The following is a 21,245-nucleotide window of genomic DNA, read 5'->3' as shown; positions in this document are numbered from 1 at the left end:
CGTTTCTCCTGCCGTCAGTTCCAGGGGGTGAGCGTGGGTGGCCCCTCCGGGCGGTCGGCGCGCAGCGAGGGCGCGTCCCGACCCGCCAGCCAGGCGGCCAGATCGGTGGCGGTCCCCGTCACGGTGACCGGGTCCTCATCGCCGTACGACCAGGTCCGCCCGCCGTCCGAGGGCACCAGTCGCACCGCGACGCCCTCGGGGAGCCGCCAGGTCATGAACTCCACCAGGTGGTCGGTGAACGCGGGCGGCCACTCGCTCGTCCGGTACCCGCAGTCGAGGTCCACGAGGTGGATCTCCACCTCACGCCACACGGCGAGGGCGGTTCCGGCGAGGTCCCCGTCCCGGTAGCGGACCGGCCGGGCCCAGTCCTGGGGGGACACCCGGTCCCAGGCCGCCAGCAGCCGCCGCAGGCCGGTCGCCAGCGTGTCCCGCACCTCCCGGTCGGTTCCTCGTGCGGCCGCCTCGATCGCGGCGTCCCTGCCCGGACGACCCCCGTCGTAGACGTCGACGAGTTCGTCGCGCAGCGCGTGCTCGGCCTGCCGTCCCATCGCCGAGGTGAGCTGGCCGAGGTGGACCAGGACGTGGGCCCGTGACCACCCGGGGAGCGCGCTCGGGGCCCGCAGGTCCGCGTCGGACCAGCCCTCGCTGAGCGCGATCAGGAGTTCGGCCCGCCGCCGCAGCCACGGGACCAGCGCCGAGGGCTCACCGTCGCGCGGGGGGTGGACCTGGCCGTCGGGCGGGGCGGGCCGGGTGGAGGGGCGTTCGGCGGACGGGCCGGTCGTGGTCATGGGTTCTCCCTGGTCGGTCGGGGATGCGGGGCGCGGGTCCTGGGGAGGGACGAGGTGGCGCGCGGTCCTCGTCGCGCCCTCGCCCCGATCCCCGTTCCCGGCGGCGCCAATCTCGCACGAGCCTGGACCGGGCTCCGAGCCAGCCCGGGTTCGGCCGTCCAGAGTGGCCGGTGCGGCCATGTCCCCGTCGTCGCCGAGGAGGACCGCCCGGCGAACCGGTGCCGTTCGTCGCCGACCGCACGCCCGCGCGGCACGGTCCCCGTGGCACCGCCGGACCAGCCGGGTGGGGCGACCGACGGCGTCGCGCCCTCCGGTCGCCAGCCGTCGGCTGGGCAGGAGCGGACCGGCTGCCGCATCCGCCCCCCGGGCTCCGAGGAGCAGCAGTGGATGTCGGGGACACCGGGGCCCGGGTGGCGCGTCATCCCGGGTCCGCCGGGTGGCGGGCCGGCGCGGCGGGCCGCCCCCGTCCCCGGCCGGGGGACCGCGTCGCCGAGTCCGCATCGGGCTGTCCTCCGTCGTCCGCGCCAGGGGGGTCCGCGCCATCGGAGGAGGCGGTGGGTCGGCGGCCTACCAGCAGGAGCACCGTCGCCAGCGCGCAGAAGCCCACGGCGATCAGGAACACGGCGGGGCTGTACCCCGGGACCACCAGCGGTGCGAGGATGCCGACGGTGGAACCGACCTGCACCAGCGCGGTGTACAGCGCGGCCCCGCCGCCCATGCCCGACGCCAGCGCCTCCCCCAGGATCACCAGACCGATGCTCTGGAAGCCGGCCGCGAACACCGCGTAGACCACCTGGGACAGGACCAGGACGGGGTAGCCGGCGTCGACGACGATCATGAGGAACGACGCGAGCCCGACGAGCGAGACCACGACCAGCGCGGGTCTGCTGCCGAACCGGTCGCTGGCGGCGGCGATCGGCACGAGGACCGCGAACTCCACGACGGCGGTCACCGCGAACAGCGCGGACACCCCGCTGGAACCGATCCCCGCGTCGTTGGCGTACAACGGCAGGTACACGCCCCGCAGGCTGTCGGCGGCCCGCAGCGACAACACCGCGATCGCCGCCGTCACCACCAGCGCCCGGGAGGGACGCCACCGGGCCCCGGCCGCCGCCGGACCGACCTGGTCCGCCTGCCGCTCGGGAGTCGGCCGTCCGGACAGCGGGAGCCAGGCGACGGCCACGTTGAGCAACGCCAGGCCGACCGCCACCCCCACCGGCCCCAGCAGCGGGCTGGTGGTGACCCGTTCCGCCTCGGCGGCCACCGCGAACACCCCGAGGCCGGCGACGTACCCGGCGACGTACCGGATGCGCAGGGAGCTGACCGTCCGCGCCACCGAACGCGACGAGTAGTGGTGCGCCATCGCCACGTACTGCGGGTACACCAGGCTCATCGCCATCACGGCCATGCCCGCCGGGTAGCGGGCCGCCGTCTCGGCGGTCACCGCCAGCGCGACCAGGCCCAGGGCGGAGACCCCGGCGCTGCCCGCCACCGCCCACCGGGAGGAACCGCGGCGCAGCACCCGGCCGACGGTCAGGTTCAGCACGGCGGCGGCCAGGGCGTTGAGCACGAAGAACAACGCGATCTCGCCCTTGCCCGCTCCACGGTCGGCCAGGAACAGGGGGAGGGCGACGCTCACCAGGCCGGTGAAGGTCGCGTTGGCGAGCAGCCCGATCCCCACCGCCGCCGGCAGCGCGCGCCCGACGCGGGTCCCGCGCATCAGGCCGGTCCGACGTCCAGCCGCAGCGGGAGGATCGCGGCGCCGTCCGTCTCGGCCCACCCGAGGCGTTGCCGGCGGATCCCCGCCAGCAGGACCATCCCCCGGCCCGGCCCCGGACAGCCGCCCAACCGCCGCCACGGGATCCGCACCCGCAGCACGTCCCGGCCACCGGTGCGCTCCGCCGAGCGGCCGACCGGTTCGGCGTCCGCCGGGGAGGTCAGCGAGTAGTCGTCGAACCGGAGCTCACCGGTCGCGGCGGTGTGGAAGAACTCGAAGCGGTGGTCGCCGAAGTTCAGCGACAACGCGGTCATGTGGCCGTCGGCCGCGGCGGGGGTGGACAGCACCACCGACAGCGCCCCGTCGTCGGCCGACAGCTCACCGACGACGTCGAAGGGCCCGGTCCGGCCAGGGCGGAACACGCTGCGGTCCAGGTCGGTGGACGTCCCGGCGCCCACGCTGATCCTCGTCGGCTCCGAGGAGCGCGGCACGGCGACGGTGGAGCCCCCGATCGCCGCCAGCACCTCCTCGTGCTCCCGGGTGCGGACGACGAGCTCAGCCGGCCGCCAACCGGGGTCGACGAGGAACCCCTCCACACCGTCCCACCACAGGTCCACGGGGAAGAACCGGTCCGAGGGCGCGGGCAGGGAGCAGCCCGGGGGCACCGGGTCCCGGCCCAGCAGGTCGACGGAGAGCGCGCGGACGAAGGACACCACGTCCTCGGCGCCGAACCGCGTGACCAGCTCGGCGAACACGGCGACGTCGAACCCTGGGAGCGCGCACATGTCGGCGACGGCGGCGATCTCGTCGAGGCGCACGGTGCCCAGCGGCACCGGGAGGACCGCGCGGATGTAGTCGCCGTAGAGGTGGCACGCCTGCACCACCACCGCCGCCTCCGGGCGCAGCACGCGGGGCGCACCCGGCATCCCGGTGCCCTCCACCAGGTGGTCGACCAGGTCGCCGTGCAGGATCCGGTGTTCCCCCAACGTCTCGTGGTGCACCCACTGACCGGGGTGGGCTCGCGGGTCGCAGTCCTCCGGCGTCGTCCTGGTGCGCCACCTGGGCACCGGGTAGTAGGAGTGCACCTCGACCATGCCGTGTTCCGGAGCGACCAGTCGCGCGTACTCGTCGAGGATCTCCCGAGGGCCCTTCGGCACCAGGCCGAACCGGTCGGCCGAGGTGACGAAGCCGGCCGGGTCGGCGACGACGACGTCGAGGTCGCCGCTGTGGCGCACCGCGCGTTCCTCGCCGGTCAACGCGAGCAGGGTGAACCCCTTGAGGGGGACCATCGAGCGGGAGCGGTCCCGGCCCGCGGTGGCCTCGTCGAGGACCGTCGCCAACGCGGCCCGCCGGTCCATCGCGGCCCGGATCCCGGTCAGCCGGTCGGTGAGCGCCGAGACCAGGTCCGGTGGCACGCGCACCGACTCGACCCGCACCCGGTGCAGGAACCGGGCGTCGAGCCGGTGCGCGTGCAGCGCATGGGCGAAGGCGGTCGTGTCGACGTCATCGAGGGTGGGACGCGGTACGTCCCCGCCAGCCGACCAGGCCAGCGCGTCCACGAGGGAATTCCCGGAGCTCACCGTCGCAGCGTTCCCCGGCGGGGCGGACGCGGTCAATTGGTGCGGTGAGGTGTTGGAGAATCGCTCAATGTTCGTGGAGCCCGACTACAGCGACGCGGCGTAGAGTTCCTCGACCAGGGTGGCGTCGGGCCGGTCGATCGGATCGTTGGCCAGGTTTCCCGAAACCCCCGAGACGAGGGAGTCCAGATCGGATTTCCGGAATCCGTGGTCGGTGAGCCGGGACGAGATACCGATTCTCCTGGTGAGTTCGCCGACGGCGTCGGGAACCGAATCCGCCGCCACGAACCGGGCCAACCGGTCGAACCGTTCCGGGGCGTGCGAATAGGCGCGTTCCATCCAGGCCGGGTACACGCAGGCCAGTCCTCGGCCGTGCGAGATGTCCACCCGGGGCACCGCCCCCATGCCCTGTTGCAGCCGGTGCGGCAGGCAGGTGCTCGCCGTGGCGACGTTGCACCCGCCGAGCAGCGAGGCCAACGCGAGCCCCTCCCGCACCTCCGGGCCGGTGTCACCGGCCACCGCCTTCGGCAGGTGTTCGGTGATCAGCTCCACCGCCGCCTCGGCGAACCGGTCACTGATCGGGTTGGCCCGGCGGGCGACGTAGCTCTCCACCGCGTGGGCGAGGGCGTCGAACCCGGAGTCGGCCACGACGGCGGTGGGGGCGCTGACGAGGAGGTCGGGGTCGACGATCGCGGAGACGGGGAAGAGGTCGTCGCCCCGGACACCCGACCGGAAGGAGACGGCCTCGTCGGTGATGATCGCGCCCTTGGTCACCTCGGAACCGCTGCCGGCGGTCGTGGGGACCGCCACCACGGGCAGGCTCCCCGGGGTCCTGGGCAGCACCGACCCGATCAGCGGGCGGACCGAGGTGTGCGGGACGGTGACCGCCGCGGCCTTCGCCGCGTCCAACGCGCTGCCCCCACCGAGACCGACGACCACCTCGCACTTCTCCCGCCTGGCCAGCCGCGCCGCCGCGTCCACCTCCGCCGCCAGGGGGTTGGGGGAGACCCCGTCGAACAGCACCACCGACACCCCGGCCGAGGTGAGGCTGTGCAGGGCGCGGTCCAGCACCCCGTGTCGGCGCATGGCCGTCCGGCCGCACACCAGCAGGGCCTGGCGGCCGTGCGCCGAAGTGATCTCCCCCAGTTCGGCCAACCGGCCCCTGCCGAAGGCCACGGAGGTCGGCACCAGGTGGTCGAAGGTCAGCATCTCATCTCCCGTCGTCGTCATCCCGCAGCGCGTCGAGCACCGCGCAACCGCCCTCGGCCAGGTACCGCAGCGCCGAGCCGCCGCCCGTCGACGTCGGCCCGGACCAGGGGAGCTCGGCCACCGTGTCCCCGCCCAGCAGCACCACGTCGTCCCGAGCTCCGGCGAGCCGGGTCAACACCTGGTCGCTGGCCCGCCGGTGCCCGGCCCGGTAGGCGCTGGGGGGACCCGCGACCACCGCGCGCCCCCCGCCCCCCACGAGCCGGTCCAGGGCGGCGAGCGCCCAGGGCAGCACCGTGAAGTCGACGACGGCGTACCCCGGGGGCACGCCGTCGTCCGGGCGGCGCGGGTCGAGCCGCAGCCAGCGGGCTTCGCCGTACCCCCCGGAACCGTCGGGCCGGGCCACCGCGACCTCCTCGGGCAGGTGCAGAGCGTCGGGGGCGGCCGCCGCCAACACCTCGGCGGCGACCTCCACCGCACGGGCGGGGGAGTCGCCGAGCACCGACTCGGCCACCGGGTGGCCCCGCGCGGCCAGCAGGCAGTTCAGCACGGCCCCGCCGGGGATGACCAGGTCGTAGGCGCTGCCCAGCCGGCGGAGGCCGACCTCCACCTTCTCCTGCTTGCGCCCGCCCACGACGGCCACCGAGAACCGGGTGGGATCGCGGCCAGCCCACGGTCCGAGCAGCGTGAGCTCCCGGACCAGGCTGTCGGCGGCCCAGCCGGGCAGCAGACCGAGGAGGCCGGTGGTGGAGGCGTGGCGGCGGTGCGCCTTGGAGAACCCACCCATCGCCACCCGCTCCCCGAGCGCGGCGAACTCCACGGCCAGGTCCGGGTCGTTCCGCTCCTCGCCGGCGTGCAGCCGCGTGTTGCCGAAGAGCGCGATCTCCCCGTCCCGGAGCGCCGCGACCGCCGCCCGCGCCTCGGGGCCGGTCGACCAGGGCAGGTACCGCACCGGGCAGCCCAACCGGCCGCCCAGGTAGGTGGCGAGGTCACCGAGGTGCCGGGCGCTGCCGTCCGCGTGCCGGCCCTGGTGGGTCAGCAGGGCGACCCGGGCGCCGGCCCCGCTCAGCCGAGCCAGGTCCGCCAGTTCGGTGTCGACCCGGCCCAGGCCGCCCGGCCCGTCGGCGACGTTGAAACCGGCTGAGAAGATCCACCGTTGACCGGCGGCGAGCGGTTCGTCCGCCAGCAGGCGCACCCCGGCGAGCCCCGGTGGGATCGCGGAGGCCCCCGAGGTCACGGCGCGTACGCCCGGAGCCCGGTGGTGTCCGGCAGCCCCACCATCACGTTCATGTTCTGCACGGCGGACCCCGCCGCCCCCTTGCCCAGGTTGTCGATCACCGACACCACCTTGATCACCGACCGCGCCGGGTCGTGGTCGACGCCGAGGTGGCAGTAGTTGGTGCCGACCACGTTGGACAACCTCGGGTAGGCGCCGTACTCCTTGGCGTTGGCGCCTCCCCGCTTCTCCAGGTCGTTGACCAGCACGAAGTGTTCCCCGGAGTGGTCGGAGCCGTACCGGCCCAGGTACCGCGCGGTCAGCGCCTCCCGGCTCAGCCCGTCGCGGTGCTCGGGTGGGACGAGGACGGTGATCTGGGCCAGGATGCCGCGCGCGAAGGCGCCGTGCGCCGTGCTCATGACCACGTCGACCGGTCCACCCGCCAGGCGCCCCAGGTGGAGCTCGAGCTCCCCGCTGTGCCGGTGGCCCTCCAGGCTGTAGGGCAGCATCGACCCGAACACCTCGGCGTGGTGCAGGTCCCGGGTGGGTTTGGCGCTCGCCCCGGTGGTCCCGTTGACCGCGTGGACGTGGACGGAGCCGGCGGACCCGAGCAGTCCCTCCTCGGCCAGGGGCAGCAACCCCAGCAGCACCGAGATGACGTAGCACCCCGGGTTCGCCACCAGGCGGGCCTCGGGGAGGCGGTCGCGAACCAGTTCCGTCACCCCGAACACCGCCTCGGGCAGCAGCTCCGGGCTGCTGTGCGGGCGGGCGTAGATCCGTTCGTACAGCGCCGGGTCCGGGAACCGGAAGTCGGCGCTGAGGTCGACGACTCGGGTACCCCGGCGCAGCAGTTCGGGTGCCATCCCCATCGCCTCGCCCGCCGGGACGCAGAGGAACACGACGTCCAGCGCACCGGCCCGTTCGACCAGGGCGTCGAGGTGGACGAACTCCAACCCGCTGCCCAGCAGGTTCGGGTGGACGGCCGCGAACGACCGCGTGGTGTCCCTGGCGGCGGGGACGATCTCACCGACCTCGGGGTGTCCCAGCAGCAGCCGGCACAGTTCCCGTCCCGCCCAGCCGGTGGCCCCGACGACCCCGACCCGCAGCCTGCCTGTCACCGCGACATCACCCTTCCCTCGTCCCTGTCCTGATCACGACCTTGCCGACGGTCCCGTCCGCCCGGTCCGCCAACGCGAACGCCTCCGCCGCCTCCGCCAGCTCGACGGTGTGGGTGACCAGTGCGCGGGGATCGACCAGTCCCCGCTCCACCCAACCGATGACCTCGGCGAAGTCCTCGGGCGTGGACAGCGCGGACCCGGTCACGGTGAGTTCCCGGCCGACGAGCGCGTTGGCGTCGACCGCCGCCGGGCCGGGGAAGTAGCTCACCACCACGACCTGCCCACCCGGCCTGGTCATCGCCGCGGCCTGGTCCAGCACTCCCGGGTGGCCGGAGGCGACGAAGGTGACACCGGCCGGGCCGGCGCGTTCCGCTACGGCCGCCTGGTCCTCCTCGGCCGCGTCCACGTAGCGGTCCGCGCCCACCGCCCGCGCGAGCCGTCCCTTGGCGGGGCCCAGGTCCACGCAGGTCACCGTCGCCCGCCACGACCGGCGCACGGCCAGCACGCAGGCCAGACCGATCGACCCGGAGCCCAGGACCGCCACCGACGGGTCGGGACGCGCGAGACCGACCGCGTGCCGACCGATCGTCAGCGGCTCGACCAGGGCGCCCGCCACCGGGTCGACGTGCTCGGCGAGCCGGAAGGTCATGTTCTCCCGCAGCACGACGTACTCGGCGAGGGAACCCTCCCAGCCCCGGTGGCTCAGGTTCGCGCGGTCGGAACACAGGTGCGCCGCCCCGCCCCGGCACGCCGCGCACCGGTCGCACGGGGAGAAGGCGGCGGAACAGACCAGATCCCCCGGGGCGAAGCCGGTCACCTGGGCACCGACCTGTTCGACCACCCCGCAGAGCTCGTGCCCGAGCACGACGGGGGCGGTCTTGTAGGGGTGCGTGCCCCGGTAGGCGGCGAGGTCGGAGCCGCACACACCGCTGGCGAGCACGCGGACCAACAGCTCCGCCGGGCCCATCGCCGGGATAGGGACCCTGCGGTTGCGGATGCTCCGCACCCCGTCGAGCACGGCGGCCCTCATGGTCGCCGTGGTCACCCGGGGACCCCGCCGCCCGCGGTGACGGCCGCCCCGGCCGGTAACGCCCCGGGCGCTGTTCCCCCGAACTCCTCGGTGGCCAGTTCCACCACCCGCTGACCGATGCGTTCCTGGGTGTCCACCGTCATCGCCCCGATGTGCGGGGTGATGACCACGTTGTCCAGTTCCCGCAGGAGCGTGCGGCCCTCACCGGCGGGCACGTCGGTCGCCGCGCCCGCGAGGCGGCCCGCCCGCAGGGCGTCGACGAGGTGGTCCTCGTCCACCACCCCGGCCCGCGCCACGTTGACGAGCACGGCGTCCCGGCGCATCATCGCCAGCTCCGCCGCCCCGATCAGCCCCCGGGTGTCCTCGGTCAGGGGCAGGGCGAGGCAGACCACGTCCGAGGTGGCCAGCAGCTCGGGCAGTTCGGTGAGGACCACCCCCAGCTCGGCCAGCTCGGCGGCCCGACGCGGACCGGGGCGGCCGACCGTCCCCAGCCGCCGCATGCCGAAACCCGCCCCGATGCGGGCGATCCGGGACCCGATGGCGCCGACCCCGACGATGCCGAGCGTCCGCCCACCCAGCTCCACCCCGAGCAGGTCGTCCTTCCGCCACGCGCCACCCCTGACCTGCCGGTCGGCCAGGGCCACCCGCCGCACCACCCCCAGCAGCAGGCCGAAGGCCAGCTCGGCGACCGCCTGCGCCGAGGCGTTCGGGATGTTGACCACCCGGACACCGGCGAGTTCCGCGGCGACCATGTCGATGTTGTCGGTCCCGACCCCGGCGCGGATCACCAGGCGCAGCGACGGCGCCGCGGCGAAGACGGCGGCCGGGAGCCGGACGCCGCTGCGGAGGACGACGACGTGGGCGTCGCCGACCAGTTCCCGCAGTACGTCGGGTTCGGGTCGCAGGCGGACGACGACGGTGAAGTCCTCCCGGAGCCGTCGGATCGCGCTGTCCGCGATCGGGTCGAGCACGAGGACGGTGGGGCGGGGCCCACCACCGCCGTGGTCGTCGGGAGCTGTGGGCACGGTCATGGTGGCCTCCCCTCAGACGCGGTACGCGCGCCGTTCGGCCTCGTCGATCTCGGAGTACTCCATCAACTCGAACACCTCCGCGAGGGAGGCCAGCTCGCTCTCGGTGCGGTGCACGCTCTGCTTGGCGAAGATCTCCCGGCACACGCGGCGCATGGCGCTGACCGCCGCCCGCATGCTGTGGTTGGCCCAGATCACCGCCGACACGCCGGCGGCCTGGAACTCCGATGACGGCGTGCTCGCGTAGGTCGTCGGCGCGATGACCAGCGGGAGGCGCTCCCCCCACTCACGGCAGAAGTCCAGGATCTCGGTGGCGTCGGACCGCCGGGAGTGGATGAAGATCGCGTCGGCACCCGCCTCGTGGTAGGCGTGGGCCCGGTCGAGGGCCTCCGGCAGACCCCGGCCGGCGATCAACGCCTCCACCCGCGCCACCAGCACGAAGTCCGAACTCCGCTGGGAGTCCTTGCAGGCCCGGATCTTCGCCGTGAAGTCGCTGACCTCGGCGAGGGTGTGGGAGTCGCCGACGAAGGAGTTCATCTTGGGGAAGATCTTGTCCTCGAGGCACACCCCGGCGACGCCGAGGCGTTCGGCCTTGGCCACGAACCGCCTGGCGGTGTTGAAGTTGCCGTAGCCGGTGTCGCCGTCCACGACGATCGGGACGGTCGTCGCCTCCACCATCGCCTCCACCACGCCGAGCAGCTGCGACCAGGACGCCTCGTCGCTGTCCCGCACCCCCAGCGCCGTGGACATCGACAGGCCCGACGCCCAGATGGCCTGGAAACCCTCGACCTCCGCGATTCTCGCGGAGAGCCCGTCGTGGGCTTCCATGAGATACGTCAGTTCCTTTTCCCGAATCATCGTCCGCAGTCGCGAAGCGCGACTCGACGTCCCGGTGTCCGTTCCGTTTTCCCGCACGCTCGTCATAGTCCTTCTCGCAGCCGCCGTCACGACGGCACCGGGTGGCGCCGACGCCGTACTCGTCTGATTCCGATTTCCGTCAACGGGATCGAGAAGGAATGTATGCCAGCTCGGTGGTTGGTGGATCAACATCTCGCGGAACGGTTTAGAAGGAGGTCCAACAGGTGTGGTGATCCCACGACGCGCGCTGGCAGAGTGGCCCTGCCGTCGAAGGGCGCCCAGTTCCCGACGGCGATCACCCCCCGGGAGTTCCGAACGGCCCACACCGGGACACGTCGCCCGCACGGAGGAAACCGATGACCGTCCGCGCCACCGAGATCCCGGCCACCGCGGCCACCGCCAGGACCACCCCGCCGCCGCACCAGGTGTTGCTGAACCCCGGCCCGGTCAACGTCCACGACCGGGTGCGCGCGGCCCTGGCCTACCCCGACGTCTGCCATCGGGAGCCGGAGGCCGCGGAGCTGCTCGACGCCGTGCGGGCCAAGGCCACGGCGGTCTGCGGCGGGGACGAACGCCACACCAGCGTCCTGCTCGCGGGTTCCGGGACGGCCGCGCTCGAAGCGGTCATCTCCTCGGTGGTACCCGAGGGCGGAACCCTGCTCGTCCCGCACAACGGGCACTACGCCGAGCGGGTCGCCAGCATCGCCGAGGCGCACCGAATCCCCGTGCGGCGGCTCGAGTTCGGCTGGGGCCAGCCGATCGACCTGGCCGCCGTCGACGCCGCCCTGGCCGAGGACGCCACGATCAGCCACGTCGGACTGGTCCACCACGAGACCAGCACCGGGATGCTGAACCCGCTGGCCGAACTGGGGGAGATCGTCGCCCGCCACGACCGGTCCCTGATCGTCGACGCCATCAGCACCCTGGGCGCGGAACCGCTCGACGTGGTCGCCGACCACGTCGACTGGTGCGTCGGGACGGCCAACAAGTGCCTGGAAGGGCTGCCGGGCACCAGCTTCGTGTGCGCCCCCCGGTCGTCGCTCGACGGGCTGTCCGAGGTGCGCCCCCGCACCTACTACCTGGACCTGCGCGCCCACCACGTCGCGCAGGACCGGGACCGGGCGCCGCTGTTCACCCCGGCCGTCCAGGCGCTGTACGCCTTGGACGTCGCCCTGGACCTGACCCTGGAGGAAACGGTCGCCGTGCGGTCCCGGCGCTACCGGAAGCACGCCGACCGGGTGCGGACGCACCTCGCCCGCCACGGGTTCGAACCCCTCGTGCCCGACGGGCACCGCGCCAGCTCGGTCACCGTCTTCCGGCTGCCCGACGGCGTCGAGTACCAGCACCTGCACGACCGGCTCAAGGCCGACGGCTTCGTCATCTACGGCTGCCCGCCGCGCCTGGGGCGCGTCTGCCGCATCGCGACCATGGGGCAGCTCACCACCGACCAGATCAGCGCGTTCCTCGCCGCCTTCGACGCGGCCCTGGACGCGCCGCACCCGACCGGCGCCGCGACGCCGTCGACGTCGCGCGCCTGAGCGGACGTCTCGAACAAGGAGGACGCGACATGCGCAAGGTCCGACTCGCGGTGGTCGGTGCGGGACCCACCTGCACCTACGTGGTGGAACGGCTCGCCGCCACCCTCCCCGACCTGGCCGACGAGCTGGCGCTCGACATCCACGTCTTCGACCGGGGTGGGCGGTTCGGGGCGGGAGCCGTGCACAGCGACACCCAGCCGGAGACGAGCTTCCTGAACCGCATCGTCGGCCAGGTCGCCTTCGCCGCGGACGAGAGCGTGCTCGACGCGGGACCCCTGCTGGAGCCGAGCCTGCGGCCCACGCTGTACGAGTGGTGCCGGCGCCGCTTCGACGAGACCGGGGACCCCGTGTTCGACGTGACGAAGGAGGACTGGCCCAAGCGGTACGTCCACGGCCTCGCCCTGCGTGAGGTCTTCGGCTGGTATGTCGACATCCTGCGGGCACAGCCCCACGTGGACGTGCACCTCCACCAGGCGGAGGTGCTCGACGTCACCGAGCGGGGCGAGCGGCTGGAGGTCGAGGTCCGCGCCGTCGACGACGACGGGGGTCCCGGCTCCTCCGAGGTGGTCACCGTCGACTCGGTGCTCTTCCTGACCGGCCACTCCTGGAACGACGCCTCCCGCATCGCCCGGCTGCGACCGCTGCTGCGGTTCGCCGAGGACCACGACGTCGAACTCGTCCCCACCGCCTACCCGCTGGAGGACACCCTCACCGAGCGGGTCGCGCCGCCGGGCAGCGCGGTCGGCTGCGCGGGAATGGGGTTGACCACGATCGACGTCATCCTCTGGCTGACGGAGGGCAGGGGCGGGCGCTTCGACAGGACCGAGGGGCGCCTCACCTACCAGCCCTCCGGGAGGGAACCCGCGACGATCGTCCCGGTCAGCGAGGCCGGGCTGTTCACCTTCGCCCGGCCCTACAACGCCAAGCAGGTCGATCTGGAGCGGTTCGAGCACCGAGGCGTCTTCCTCACCGAGTCCGCCGTCGACCGGCTCCGGGCCAGCGTCGGCCGTCCCACCTCGGTGGGCCTGACGGGAGCGCAGCGGCAGCTCGACTTCACCGAACACCTCTTCCCGCTGGTGCTGCTGGAGATGGCGCACCTGTACTACGTGACCCTGCTCGGTCCCGACGTCGGTCGTCGCCTCGCCGAGGCCGTCGGACCGACAGTGGACACCGCCCTGGACAACCCGGCCGGACCGCGCACCCCGGAAGCGCTGTTGGACCCGGTCTCCTCCGTCCTCGGGGCGGCGGTGACGCTCATCGACGGGGTGCTCCAGGGGACGGTGCCGCACGTGGAGGCGCGCGCCGCCACCGACGGCTGGTCCCTCGACGCGGCCCTGTCCCGTTTCCTCGAGGTCACGGTGGGACCGGTGGCCCGGGACGCCATGCTGGCCAGGGTGGACGACCCGGCCGGCCTGGCCGAGGAGTTCGCTCGGGCCCGCCGCCCGTGGGGTCACCAGCCGCTGCTGTCGGACAACCTCTTCGACTGGCGGTCGACCATCTCCCCGGTGCCGCCGGCGGACCGCACCTCGCCGGAGCGCTACCAGGCGGCCGTGGTGGAGTTCATGTGCCGCGACCACCTGTGGGCGGAGCAGGACAACCTGACCAACCCGGCGAAGGCCGCGGCGGACGGGGTGTGGCGCGACCTGCGGCCGGTGCTGGGGTACGCCGTCGACTACGGTGGTCTGACCGCCGCCTCCCACCGCGAGTTCCTCACCGTCTACATGCGGCACCACAACCGGCTGGCCAACGGCGCGGCCCTCGAGGTGATGGAGAAGATCCTCGCACTGGTCGAGTGCGGGATCGTGGACGTCTCGGTCGGCCCGGACGTGACGGTCGCGGGAGGGCCCGGCGGCCGGTTCCAGGTGAACGGCCCCCACACGGGCGCGGTCCGCGAACTCGACGTCCTGGTCGACGCCCGGGTGCACTCCTTCGACCCGGAACTGGACACCGCACCGCTGTACCGGCGGCTCCTCGACCGGGGGCTGGTGCGGAAGTGGCGCAACCCCGCCGAGGACGGGGACCACTTCGAACCGGGCGGTCTCGACCTCACCGTCGACTTCCACCCGGTGCGACGGGACGGGACGGTCGACCGGCGGTTGACGTTCCTCGGGCCACCCAGCGAAGGCGTCATGTTCTTCCAGCTCGGCGCGCTGCGCCCGCATCACAACCACCACGTGATGCGGGACGTGCTGACCTGGCTGCGGGAGTTCCTGCCCCGGGGTGGCGCACCCGTGGCCGAGGAGGACGTCGCGACACCGGTCGGCTGACCCAGTGCTGGCGGGCCCGCGTCCTCCGCCGGGGGCGGGCCGGGGCGGCCTGGTTGACCTTCCGGCCCCGCCAAGCCGGAGCGCGGGGCGGGGTCCGAAGTGCCGGCGGCCCCGAGGTGGGGTCGCCGATGGTCACGGCGAGGAGGAACGAGCGGGGGAGCGGTTCCCCGCCGCGCGGGGGCGCTGGCCGAGGCGGGCGCTCCGGGGCGGTCGGGTCCGCTCCCCTCGGCGGCGTCCGCGATGTCCTCCGTCGGGTGCGGCCCGGGGGTGGACGCACGCCGTGGCCGGTCCGGTGCGGCGCACCCGGCGGATCAGGCGGGGTCCGCCATCCCAGAGACGCCGGACCTCCCCTCCCCGGGCGGGCGGGTGGTCGATGTCGACGGCGAGCACGAGAGCCTGGCCGAGGGGCAAGCCTTCGGGCAGTGGCGGATCGCCCCGGCCGGGCGCGTGGCGGTCGGGCAATGCCCTGGGCGGAGCCGCCGACGTTCCTCGGGGCGTCCTCGTCCCGCATGCCCGGCACGGGCGTCGCGCGAGGTCGGGCATCGGGAGGGGGAGCGAGCCGACCGCCGACCGCACGGCGAGCGCGGGGCGCCGGGTGGGAGCCGTGGGGACTCCCACCCGGCGCCACTCGGGTGCTGGCCGACGACTCGGGCGGGGCTGGGCTCAGTGCACCAGGACGCTGTTCGCCGGGAAGTCCACCGACGACAGGCTCGACCCGCCGCGGACGGGGAGCTGGGCCCCGGTGCAGTCGGTGCCCTCGAACAGGACCGCCTGCCGGCCGTGCGTGTTGACGGCCGACCGGATGCGATTCCCCCACCCGTGCTCGACCAGGTCCACGCACGCGCCCGCGTCCGTGTTCCACGCCATCGCCGTGAACCGGGTCCCCTGGAAGCCCGTCTCGTCCCAGGCGCAGAACGTCCCGCTGAACTCGCAGGCTCCGGTGGTGCTCGAAACCACGGCCGTCGGAGTGCCCCCGGACGCGGCGGCGGCCACCCCGGACGCGACGGCCGAACCCACGACGACCGTGGCGACACCGATCGCGGCGGTCAACGACCTTCTCGCGGACTTCCTCACGAAACACCTCCACACGAAAGGGACAGAAAAGGAAACGGGACCACCGGTGGTTCCTCGTCGAGGACGGAACCATTGTCCGGCGGAAATCCCCTGCCCAAAACCTAGGAAAACCGGGGAGGTGGAACAAGTGATTCGATTACCCCTTAGAGGGGCGACTAGTGGTCGTGAATTCCGGATGACGGGGAGGTGTCCTCCTCCCGTGCCCGGTCCGCGCTGGAACGCGCCCGCGCCGGGGCCGGGACGCGGGGGCGACCCGGTGGTGGCGTGGCTGACGCGTCCGTCCGCCGGGCCGTGGGACTGGTCACCCCGCAGCGGAACCCGGCGGCCCGCGCGGCGGTCGATGACGCGACAGAGGCGTCGGGCGAGGGGCCAGGCAGGTCCGGACGGCCGGCGACGAGGTCACCTCCGAGGAGGTGACCTCAGGACCTGCCCGTTCCCGCCGCTGTCCCGCCCGCGCGTCAGGGCTGGAGGCGGCGGTGCGACCACCCGCCGTTCTCCCGGGAGTAGGAGAGGCGGCGGTGCAACCTGCTCGCCTTCCCCTGCCAGAACTCGATCTCGGTGGGCAGGAGGCGGTAGCCACCCCACCCCGCCGGCCGGGGCAGCGCGCTACCGGCCTCGATCAGCTCCTGGGCCCGGGTGTGCAGCTCGCCCTCCGCCGCCAGCGGAGCGCTCTGCGCGGACACGACCGTGGTGGCCTGCGCCGCGAGCGGCCGTTCCGCGAACAGCTCGTCGGACCGCGCGGCCGGGAGGGCCTCGACCGGACCCGCCAGCGTGATCTGCTGGAGGGACTCCCGCCAGTAGAAGTTCATCGACGCCCACGGCTGGACGGCGAGATCCCGCCCCTTCCTGCTGCCGGTGTGGCTGGTGAACACCAGGCCACCGTCGACGACCTCCTTGATGAGGACCACCCTGCTCGACGGGCGTCCCGCAGCGTCGACCGTGGCCAGTGACACGGCGAGCGGTTCCCGAACCCGGTACTCCTCGGCCAGCGCGATCCACCGGCGCAACAGGACGAACGGATCCGCTGGCGGTACGTCGAACTCGGGGAGGACGAGGCTCTCGTCGCCGCTCAGGGTGTTCGCGGGGCGGGACTCCTCGACCCGGCCCGCCTGGGTGGTGTCACTCACCGATCGCCTCCCGCGCTCGTCGCACCGGCCCCCGGTGCGTTTCCCGAATCCGCATGATCGCACGAGCGGGCGATGCGGGGAAAAGGGGCGGGTGCCGTCGGGAGTGGGCGCCAGAATGGTTCGCGGAAACACTTCCGGTCGGGTCGGACGGCGGTTCCGGGGAATCGGGTGCTCAGCGGCCGCCCCCGGGTGGTGGTGGCCGAACGGGGTTCCGGAGGGTGCCGCCGCGGCACTCGGGGTATCCCGTCGAACCGCCTTAGAAATTCCTCCAAAAAAGAGCAACGGAATCCGCCTACCATTCGGGAGGCGGCGCCCGCTGGTCCTCGGCGGGACTCGGCCGCCACGACTCCGACCACCGCCCCTCCCGCCGCTCGTCGGACGGAGGGGCGCCGCTCCTCGTCCCGCCCCCGGCCCGGCCGCCCGCTCACCCGAGCGGTCGACCTCCGGGCCGGGGCGCCGACGACGGGCGGACCGCGACCTGGGAGGCCGAGACCACGGTTTCCCGGCCACGACAACGCCACTCCGGAGAACGGGAGATCGACTGTGCGCGAGAAGACCCAGGTGCTGGTGATCGGCGGTGGACCCGCCGGATCGACGACGGCGACCCTGCTCGCCCGGGAGGGCGTGGAGGTGACCGTGCTCGAGCGCGAACGCTTCCCGCGCTACCACATCGGCGAGTCACTCCCGGTGTCGGTGCTCAGGATCCTCGACCTGCTCGGCGCTCGGGAGAAGGTGGACGCGGCCGGTTTCGTCCGCAAGCACGGCTCCTACTTCGAGTGGGGGGACGAGAAGTGGGACCTCCCCTTCAGCCACCTCGACGGCATCGACAAGTACAGCTGGCAGGTGGAGCGTTCGGAGTTCGACAAGATCCTCCTTGACCACTCGCGCAGCGTGGGGGCACGCGTCATCGAGGAGGCCTCCGTCCGGGATGTCCAGTTCGACGGCGACCGGGCCGTCGCCGCCCGCTACCGGGTGGGTGGCGAGGAGCGGCACGTCGACTTCGACTTCGTCGTCGACGCCTCGGGCCGCGCCGGCGTGCTGTCCCGGCAGCGGTTCAGGAACCGTCGCTTCCACGAGGTCTTCAAGAACATCGGCGTGTGGTCCTACTGGAAGGGCGCCAAGGACCTCGGGCGCGGCCCGAGGGGCGCGGTGGCGGTGTGCTCGGCGCCGGGCGGCTGGTTCTGGCTGATCCCGCTCAGCGGAGGCGTCCTCAACGTCGGCTACGTGTCCGCGAAGACCTGGTTCGACGACCAACGCGCCCGGCACCCCGACCTGAGGTCGCTCTACCTCGCCGCCGTCGAGCAGTGCCCGTTGGCGGTGGAGGTGTTGGCGGGCGCCGAGATGGGGGAGGAGATCAAGGTCGAGACGGACTACTCCTACGTCGCCGACAGCTTCTGCGGGCCCGGGTACCTGCTGGCCGGGGACGCCGCCTGCTTCCTGGACCCGCTGCTGTCCACCGGCGTCCACCTCGCCAACTTCAGCGGCCTCGTCGGCGCGGCCAGCATCGGCAGCGTGCTGCGCGGTGAGGTCGCCGAACCCGACGCCCTGCGCTTCTACGAACAGGTCTACCGCCACTCCTACCAGCGGCTCCTCGTTCTGGTGTCCCTCTTCTACGAGGCGCACCGGGCCAGCGACGACCATTTCTACAACGCCCAGACCCTCACCCGGGCCGAACGCAACGGTCTGCGGCTGCACGACGCCTTCCTCAACATCGTCGCCGGGGTCGAGGACCTGGCCGACGCGAGTTCCGACCAGGCCTACGAGTTCATCGCCAACCGGTTCACCGGACGCGACGGTGGGTCGGCGAACCCGCTGACCCACCACAACACGTCCAAGGACAACCCGCCGATGGCCCCCGACGAGGCGGTCGCCGGTCTCTACCTGGTCCAGGAGCCCCGCCTGGGTCTCCGGCCCGCGAACCTCCCCGTCGGGACGTCCACCGCCCGCTGAACGGGCCGAGGAGGGGGCACGCTCGGCCCTCAGCCCAGAACCCGGAAGTGGGTGGTGAGGTGCCGGCCGGTGAGCAGGTGGAGGGCGAGCGCCGGAGGCGCCTCCGAGGTCACCACCGCGTCGTCCCCGGGTCGGGACTCGAAGGGGAGCACCAGGGTGGACGCCACGCCGGGTCCGAGCAGCACCGGCACTCCCGCGACGGTGCTCGCCCCAGCCGTGTGAGCGTGCCCGACCAGCACCGCGACGACGGCGGGATGCCGGGACAGGACCTCACCGAAGGGTGCGGAGTCCGCGAGGGCCACGCCGTCCACGAAGGGGTGGCCCACCGGGACCGGCGGGTGGTGCGTCGCGACCACCGTGGGTGTCGCGCCGGCCCCCGGGTCCGCCAACGTGCGGTCCAGCCAGGACAGCCCCTCGGCGCCGAGCGCCCCGCCCACCTCGCCCGGCACGGTCGTGTCCAGCAGCACGAACCGGACCCCGCCGAGGACGACGCACCGGTGCGGCGAGTCGGACGAGGTCCCCGCCTCGTCGCCCAGCGCGGCGGACAGGGCCGAGGGGTCGTCGTGGTTGCCGGGCAGCGCCAACACGGGGGCGGTACCGGCGAACAGGGCCAGGACCTCCTCGTAGTCCTCCCGGCGGCCGGAGTCCACGATGTCCCCGCACAGCAGGACCACGTCGACCGGCCGGGTGAGGCCCCGCAGGTAGCGGGTGACCCGGGCGACCCGGTCCGCGCGTTCCGCGCTCCCGTCGACGTGCGGATCGCTGACATGGGCGATGACGAACACGGGTCCTCCTCGCTGTTCCACCCCGCGCCACCCGGGCGAGGCCCAGCAGGACCAGCACCCACCTGACCCGGGCGTCCTGCCACGGACGGTACGCGGCGCCGCGCGCGGCGGACCAGGACCGGACGCCCCAGGAGGTCGGATGTGGACGATCCTCTCAACCCCCGGCGGCACCAGGTCCGGACCGGGCGTCCGGAGCCCGCGTTCCGCGTCCTCGCGGGGAGAGCCCGGAGCCGGCGCGTGGGTGGATCCGTCACGACTCCGCCGGTCCCGTGGCGAGCGCACGCCGTCCGCGGTGGGCGAACACCTCGGCCCACCCACCCCGACGGGCGGTCCGCCGCGTCCGGAGCCGACCGCACGACGAGCGCCCGGGAACTGTGCCGGGAAACGAGCGGGACGCGACCTCCGCCGTCCTGCTCCCGGGGCTGCGCGGGCGTCGGGAGCAGCAGCGCGCACCGGCCATCCGGAGGGACTTCGGCGCCGGGCACGTGCTCCCTCCCGCACCCCCCCGGCGGAGCCCTGACGGCGCGGCGGACACCCCTCGACGTCCGCCGGACCGCGCCCGGATCAGCCAGCCCCGCCCTCCTCCCGCTCCCGGTGCAGGCGGTCGCGTGCCAGCGTGGCCAGGAACAGCGCCTGGTCGGCGAGGACCCCGTCGTCGAACACCGCGCGCGGGGAGTGGTTGCTCGCCGGCCGCCCACCGGGATCGGCCGGCGCGGCCCCCAGGAACCCGTAGGAGCCCGGGACCCGGCCCAGCACCCGGGAGAAGTCCTCCGAGCCCGTCAGCGGGTTGTCGAGGTGCCGGTACCGGTCCGCCCCGAAGAGACCGACCGCCGTCCGCGCGTAGAACTCGGCCTCACCGGCGTCGTTGACCGTCGCGGGCAGGACCTCCTCGAAGGTGACGTCGGCGGTCAGACCGTGCCCGACGGCGATGCTCCTGACCAGCTCGGGCAGCTCCCTGCCCAGCCGCGCGGCGTTGTCGGCGCTGAACCAGCGGACACCGGCCCGCAGCCGGGCCGAGTCGGGGATGATGTTGGGCGCGGTACCGCCGTGGAACTCCCCGACGGTCACCACGACCGGGTCGAACACGTCGAACCGGCGGGTGACGAGGGTCTGGAGCGCCGTGACGACCTCGGCTCCGACCTGGATCGGATCCAGGGCGTGGTGCGGGCGGGAAGCGTGCCCGCCGCTGCCCCGGACCGTGACGTCCAACCGGCCGAACGCCGCCATCATCGGCCCCGGCCGGCTCGTCAGCACCCCGCGCGGCATGTCGGCCGCCACGTGCACCCCGTAGGCCGCCACCGGTTCCGCGCCGGCGGCGGTCAGCACACCCTCGTCGAGCATGACGCCCGCGCCGTCGTAGCCCTCCTCGCCCGGCTGGAACATGAACACGACCGTCCCGGGGAGGGAATCCCGGACCCCGGCGAGCAGCCGGGCCGCGCCGACCAGTGCGGCCGTGTGCAGGTCGTGGCCGCAGGCGTGCATCGCCCCGTTGGTCGAGGCGAAGGTCAGCCCGGTCAGCTCGTCCAGCGGAAGCGCGTCCATGTCGCCGCGCAGCAGGACCACCGGACCGGGACGGCCGCCACGCAGGACCGCGACGACCGACCCCAGCCGCTCCCCGGTGGTGATCTCCAGCCCCAGCCCGTCCACCGCGTCGAGGACCCGCCGCTGGGTGCGCGGCAGGTCCAGGCCCACCTCGGGGTCCGCGTGCAGGGCCCGTCGCAACCCGATCAGGTCCCGGGCCAGTGCGTCGTCGACGACCAGCCGCCTCGGAGTGGGTGTCATCAGTGCCTCCGGTTCCGTCGCGCCCCCCGTTCCCCCACCCTTCCACCGAGGACCGGCGGCGAGAAGCACGGGGCACGACGGCGTACCCGTGACCGGCGGATGGGCCGCGAGCACCGCGCGGTCCGGGCCGCGCTGGCGGCCAGCCGCCCCCGGGGACGGCGGACCGGACGCCGGCGCGCCCCGG

At 73.8% G+C, this 21,245-nt stretch carries 16 protein-coding genes; 3 read left to right on the top strand and 13 right to left on the bottom strand.

The annotated features are described in order from the left end of the window. Positions 1–14 precede the first annotated feature (14 nt). The 9 genes from ACOJVX_RS14675 to aepX all read right to left on the bottom strand — a co-directional run bounded on the left by ACOJVX_RS14675 (position 15) and on the right by aepX (position 10,538). A complete protein-coding gene (locus ACOJVX_RS14675) occupies positions 15–788 on the bottom strand; it encodes a maleylpyruvate isomerase family mycothiol-dependent enzyme (RefSeq protein WP_418155654.1) in 774 nt (257 codons plus the stop codon). A gap of 418 nt (positions 789–1,206) precedes the next feature. After that, positions 1,207–2,508 (bottom strand): MFS transporter, encoded by a 1,302-nt coding sequence (locus ACOJVX_RS14670; protein ID WP_418155655.1) that lies wholly within the window; start codon positions 2,506–2,508, stop codon positions 1,207–1,209. Then, positions 2,508–4,085, bottom strand: a complete 1,578-nt coding sequence (locus ACOJVX_RS14665) for a nucleotidyltransferase family protein (protein ID WP_418155656.1) — start codon at positions 4,083–4,085, stop codon at positions 2,508–2,510. Before ACOJVX_RS14665 ends, ACOJVX_RS14670 begins: the two co-directional genes overlap by 1 nt. An 84-nt stretch (positions 4,086–4,169) precedes the next feature. Continuing rightward, on the bottom strand, positions 4,170–5,291 hold the full coding sequence (locus ACOJVX_RS14660) for an iron-containing alcohol dehydrogenase (protein WP_418155657.1): 1,122 nt from the start codon (positions 5,289–5,291) through the stop codon (positions 4,170–4,172). Between the two features lies 1 nt (position 5,292). Beyond that, a complete protein-coding gene (gene pgk, locus ACOJVX_RS14655; protein WP_422646846.1) occupies positions 5,293–6,525 on the bottom strand; it encodes a phosphoglycerate kinase in 1,233 nt (410 codons plus the stop codon). After that, on the bottom strand, positions 6,522–7,622 hold the full coding sequence (gene argC, locus ACOJVX_RS14650; protein WP_026420646.1) for an N-acetyl-gamma-glutamyl-phosphate reductase: 1,101 nt from the start codon (positions 7,620–7,622) through the stop codon (positions 6,522–6,524). Before argC ends, pgk begins: the two co-directional genes overlap by 4 nt. 7 nt (positions 7,623–7,629) lie before the next feature. Further along, positions 7,630–8,667 carry a zinc-dependent alcohol dehydrogenase gene (locus tag ACOJVX_RS14645; protein WP_035293180.1) on the bottom strand — a complete coding sequence of 346 codons (1,038 nt, stop codon included), beginning with the start codon at positions 8,665–8,667 and terminating at the stop codon, positions 7,630–7,632. After that, positions 8,664–9,683, bottom strand: coding sequence for an NAD(P)-dependent oxidoreductase (locus ACOJVX_RS14640; RefSeq protein WP_026420644.1), 1,020 nt, complete (start codon positions 9,681–9,683; stop codon positions 8,664–8,666). The genes ACOJVX_RS14645 and ACOJVX_RS14640 overlap by 4 nt, the downstream gene beginning before the upstream one ends. A 12-nt stretch (positions 9,684–9,695) precedes the next feature. Further along, positions 9,696–10,538: a phosphoenolpyruvate mutase gene (gene aepX, locus ACOJVX_RS14635; protein WP_081715742.1), complete on the bottom strand. Its 843-nt coding sequence runs from the start codon at positions 10,536–10,538 to the stop codon at positions 9,696–9,698. A gap of 356 nt (positions 10,539–10,894) precedes the next feature. Between aepX and ACOJVX_RS14630 the strand changes: the two genes are divergently transcribed. Further along, positions 10,895–12,076 carry a pyridoxal-phosphate-dependent aminotransferase family protein gene (locus tag ACOJVX_RS14630; protein ID WP_418155664.1) on the top strand — a complete coding sequence of 394 codons (1,182 nt, stop codon included), beginning with the start codon at positions 10,895–10,897 and terminating at the stop codon, positions 12,074–12,076. A gap of 29 nt (positions 12,077–12,105) precedes the next feature. Then, positions 12,106–14,343: an FAD/NAD(P)-binding protein gene (locus tag ACOJVX_RS14625; protein ID WP_422646845.1), complete on the top strand. Its 2,238-nt coding sequence runs from the start codon at positions 12,106–12,108 to the stop codon at positions 14,341–14,343. 663 nt (positions 14,344–15,006) lie between these two features. On the opposite strand, the gene ACOJVX_RS14620 is transcribed toward ACOJVX_RS14625, so the two are convergent. Further along, the gene (locus tag ACOJVX_RS14620; RefSeq protein WP_422646844.1) at positions 15,007–15,417 is read right to left on the bottom strand and encodes a peptidase inhibitor family I36 protein; all 411 of its coding nucleotides are present in this window, start codon (positions 15,415–15,417) and stop codon (positions 15,007–15,009) included. 458 nt (positions 15,418–15,875) lie between these two features. Continuing rightward, positions 15,876–16,544, bottom strand: coding sequence for a phenazine biosynthesis FMN-dependent oxidase PhzG (phzG, locus tag ACOJVX_RS14615; protein ID WP_051314388.1), 669 nt, complete (start codon positions 16,542–16,544; stop codon positions 15,876–15,878). Between the two features lie 543 nt (positions 16,545–17,087). On the opposite strand from phzG, the gene ACOJVX_RS14610 reads away from it, so the two are divergent. Next, entirely contained in the window at positions 17,088–18,494 is a 1,407-nt protein-coding gene (locus ACOJVX_RS14610; protein ID WP_103056600.1) for an NAD(P)/FAD-dependent oxidoreductase, read from the top strand. Positions 18,495–18,523: 29 nt separating this feature from the next. On the opposite strand, the gene ACOJVX_RS14605 is transcribed toward ACOJVX_RS14610, so the two are convergent. After that, positions 18,524–19,279 (bottom strand): metallophosphoesterase, encoded by a 756-nt coding sequence (locus ACOJVX_RS14605; protein ID WP_030106146.1) that lies wholly within the window; start codon positions 19,277–19,279, stop codon positions 18,524–18,526. Between the two features lie 564 nt (positions 19,280–19,843). Next, positions 19,844–21,061: a M20 metallopeptidase family protein gene (locus tag ACOJVX_RS14600; protein ID WP_026420636.1), complete on the bottom strand. Its 1,218-nt coding sequence runs from the start codon at positions 21,059–21,061 to the stop codon at positions 19,844–19,846. Positions 21,062–21,245 lie beyond the last annotated feature (184 nt).

It is taken from the genome of Actinoalloteichus caeruleus, assembly GCF_049311605.1.
In the GTDB taxonomy this organism is placed as follows: domain Bacteria; phylum Actinomycetota; class Actinomycetes; order Mycobacteriales; family Pseudonocardiaceae; genus Actinoalloteichus_B; species Actinoalloteichus_B caeruleus.
This window is presented reverse-complemented; position numbering and strand designations above follow the sequence as displayed.

Excerpts from the sequence above, each read along its gene's own strand:
- ACOJVX_RS14675 (WP_418155654.1), bottom strand. The coding sequence starts at position 788 with ATGACCACGACCGGCCCGTCCGCCGAACGCCCCTCCACCCGGCCCGCC.
- ACOJVX_RS14670 (WP_418155655.1), bottom strand. The coding sequence starts at position 2,508 with ATGCGCGGGACCCGCGTCGGGCGCGCGCTGCCGGCGGCGGTGGGGATC.
- ACOJVX_RS14660 (WP_418155657.1), bottom strand. The coding sequence starts at position 5,291 with ATGCTGACCTTCGACCACCTGGTGCCGACCTCCGTGGCCTTCGGCAGG.
- ACOJVX_RS14640 (WP_026420644.1), bottom strand. The coding sequence starts at position 9,683 with ATGACCGTGCCCACAGCTCCCGACGACCACGGCGGTGGTGGGCCCCGC.
- aepX (WP_081715742.1), bottom strand. The coding sequence starts at position 10,538 with ATGATTCGGGAAAAGGAACTGACGTATCTCATGGAAGCCCACGACGGG.
- ACOJVX_RS14630 (WP_418155664.1), top strand. The coding sequence starts at position 10,895 with ATGACCGTCCGCGCCACCGAGATCCCGGCCACCGCGGCCACCGCCAGG.
- ACOJVX_RS14625 (WP_422646845.1), top strand. The coding sequence starts at position 12,106 with ATGCGCAAGGTCCGACTCGCGGTGGTCGGTGCGGGACCCACCTGCACC.
- ACOJVX_RS14600 (WP_026420636.1), bottom strand. The coding sequence starts at position 21,061 with ATGACACCCACTCCGAGGCGGCTGGTCGTCGACGACGCACTGGCCCGG.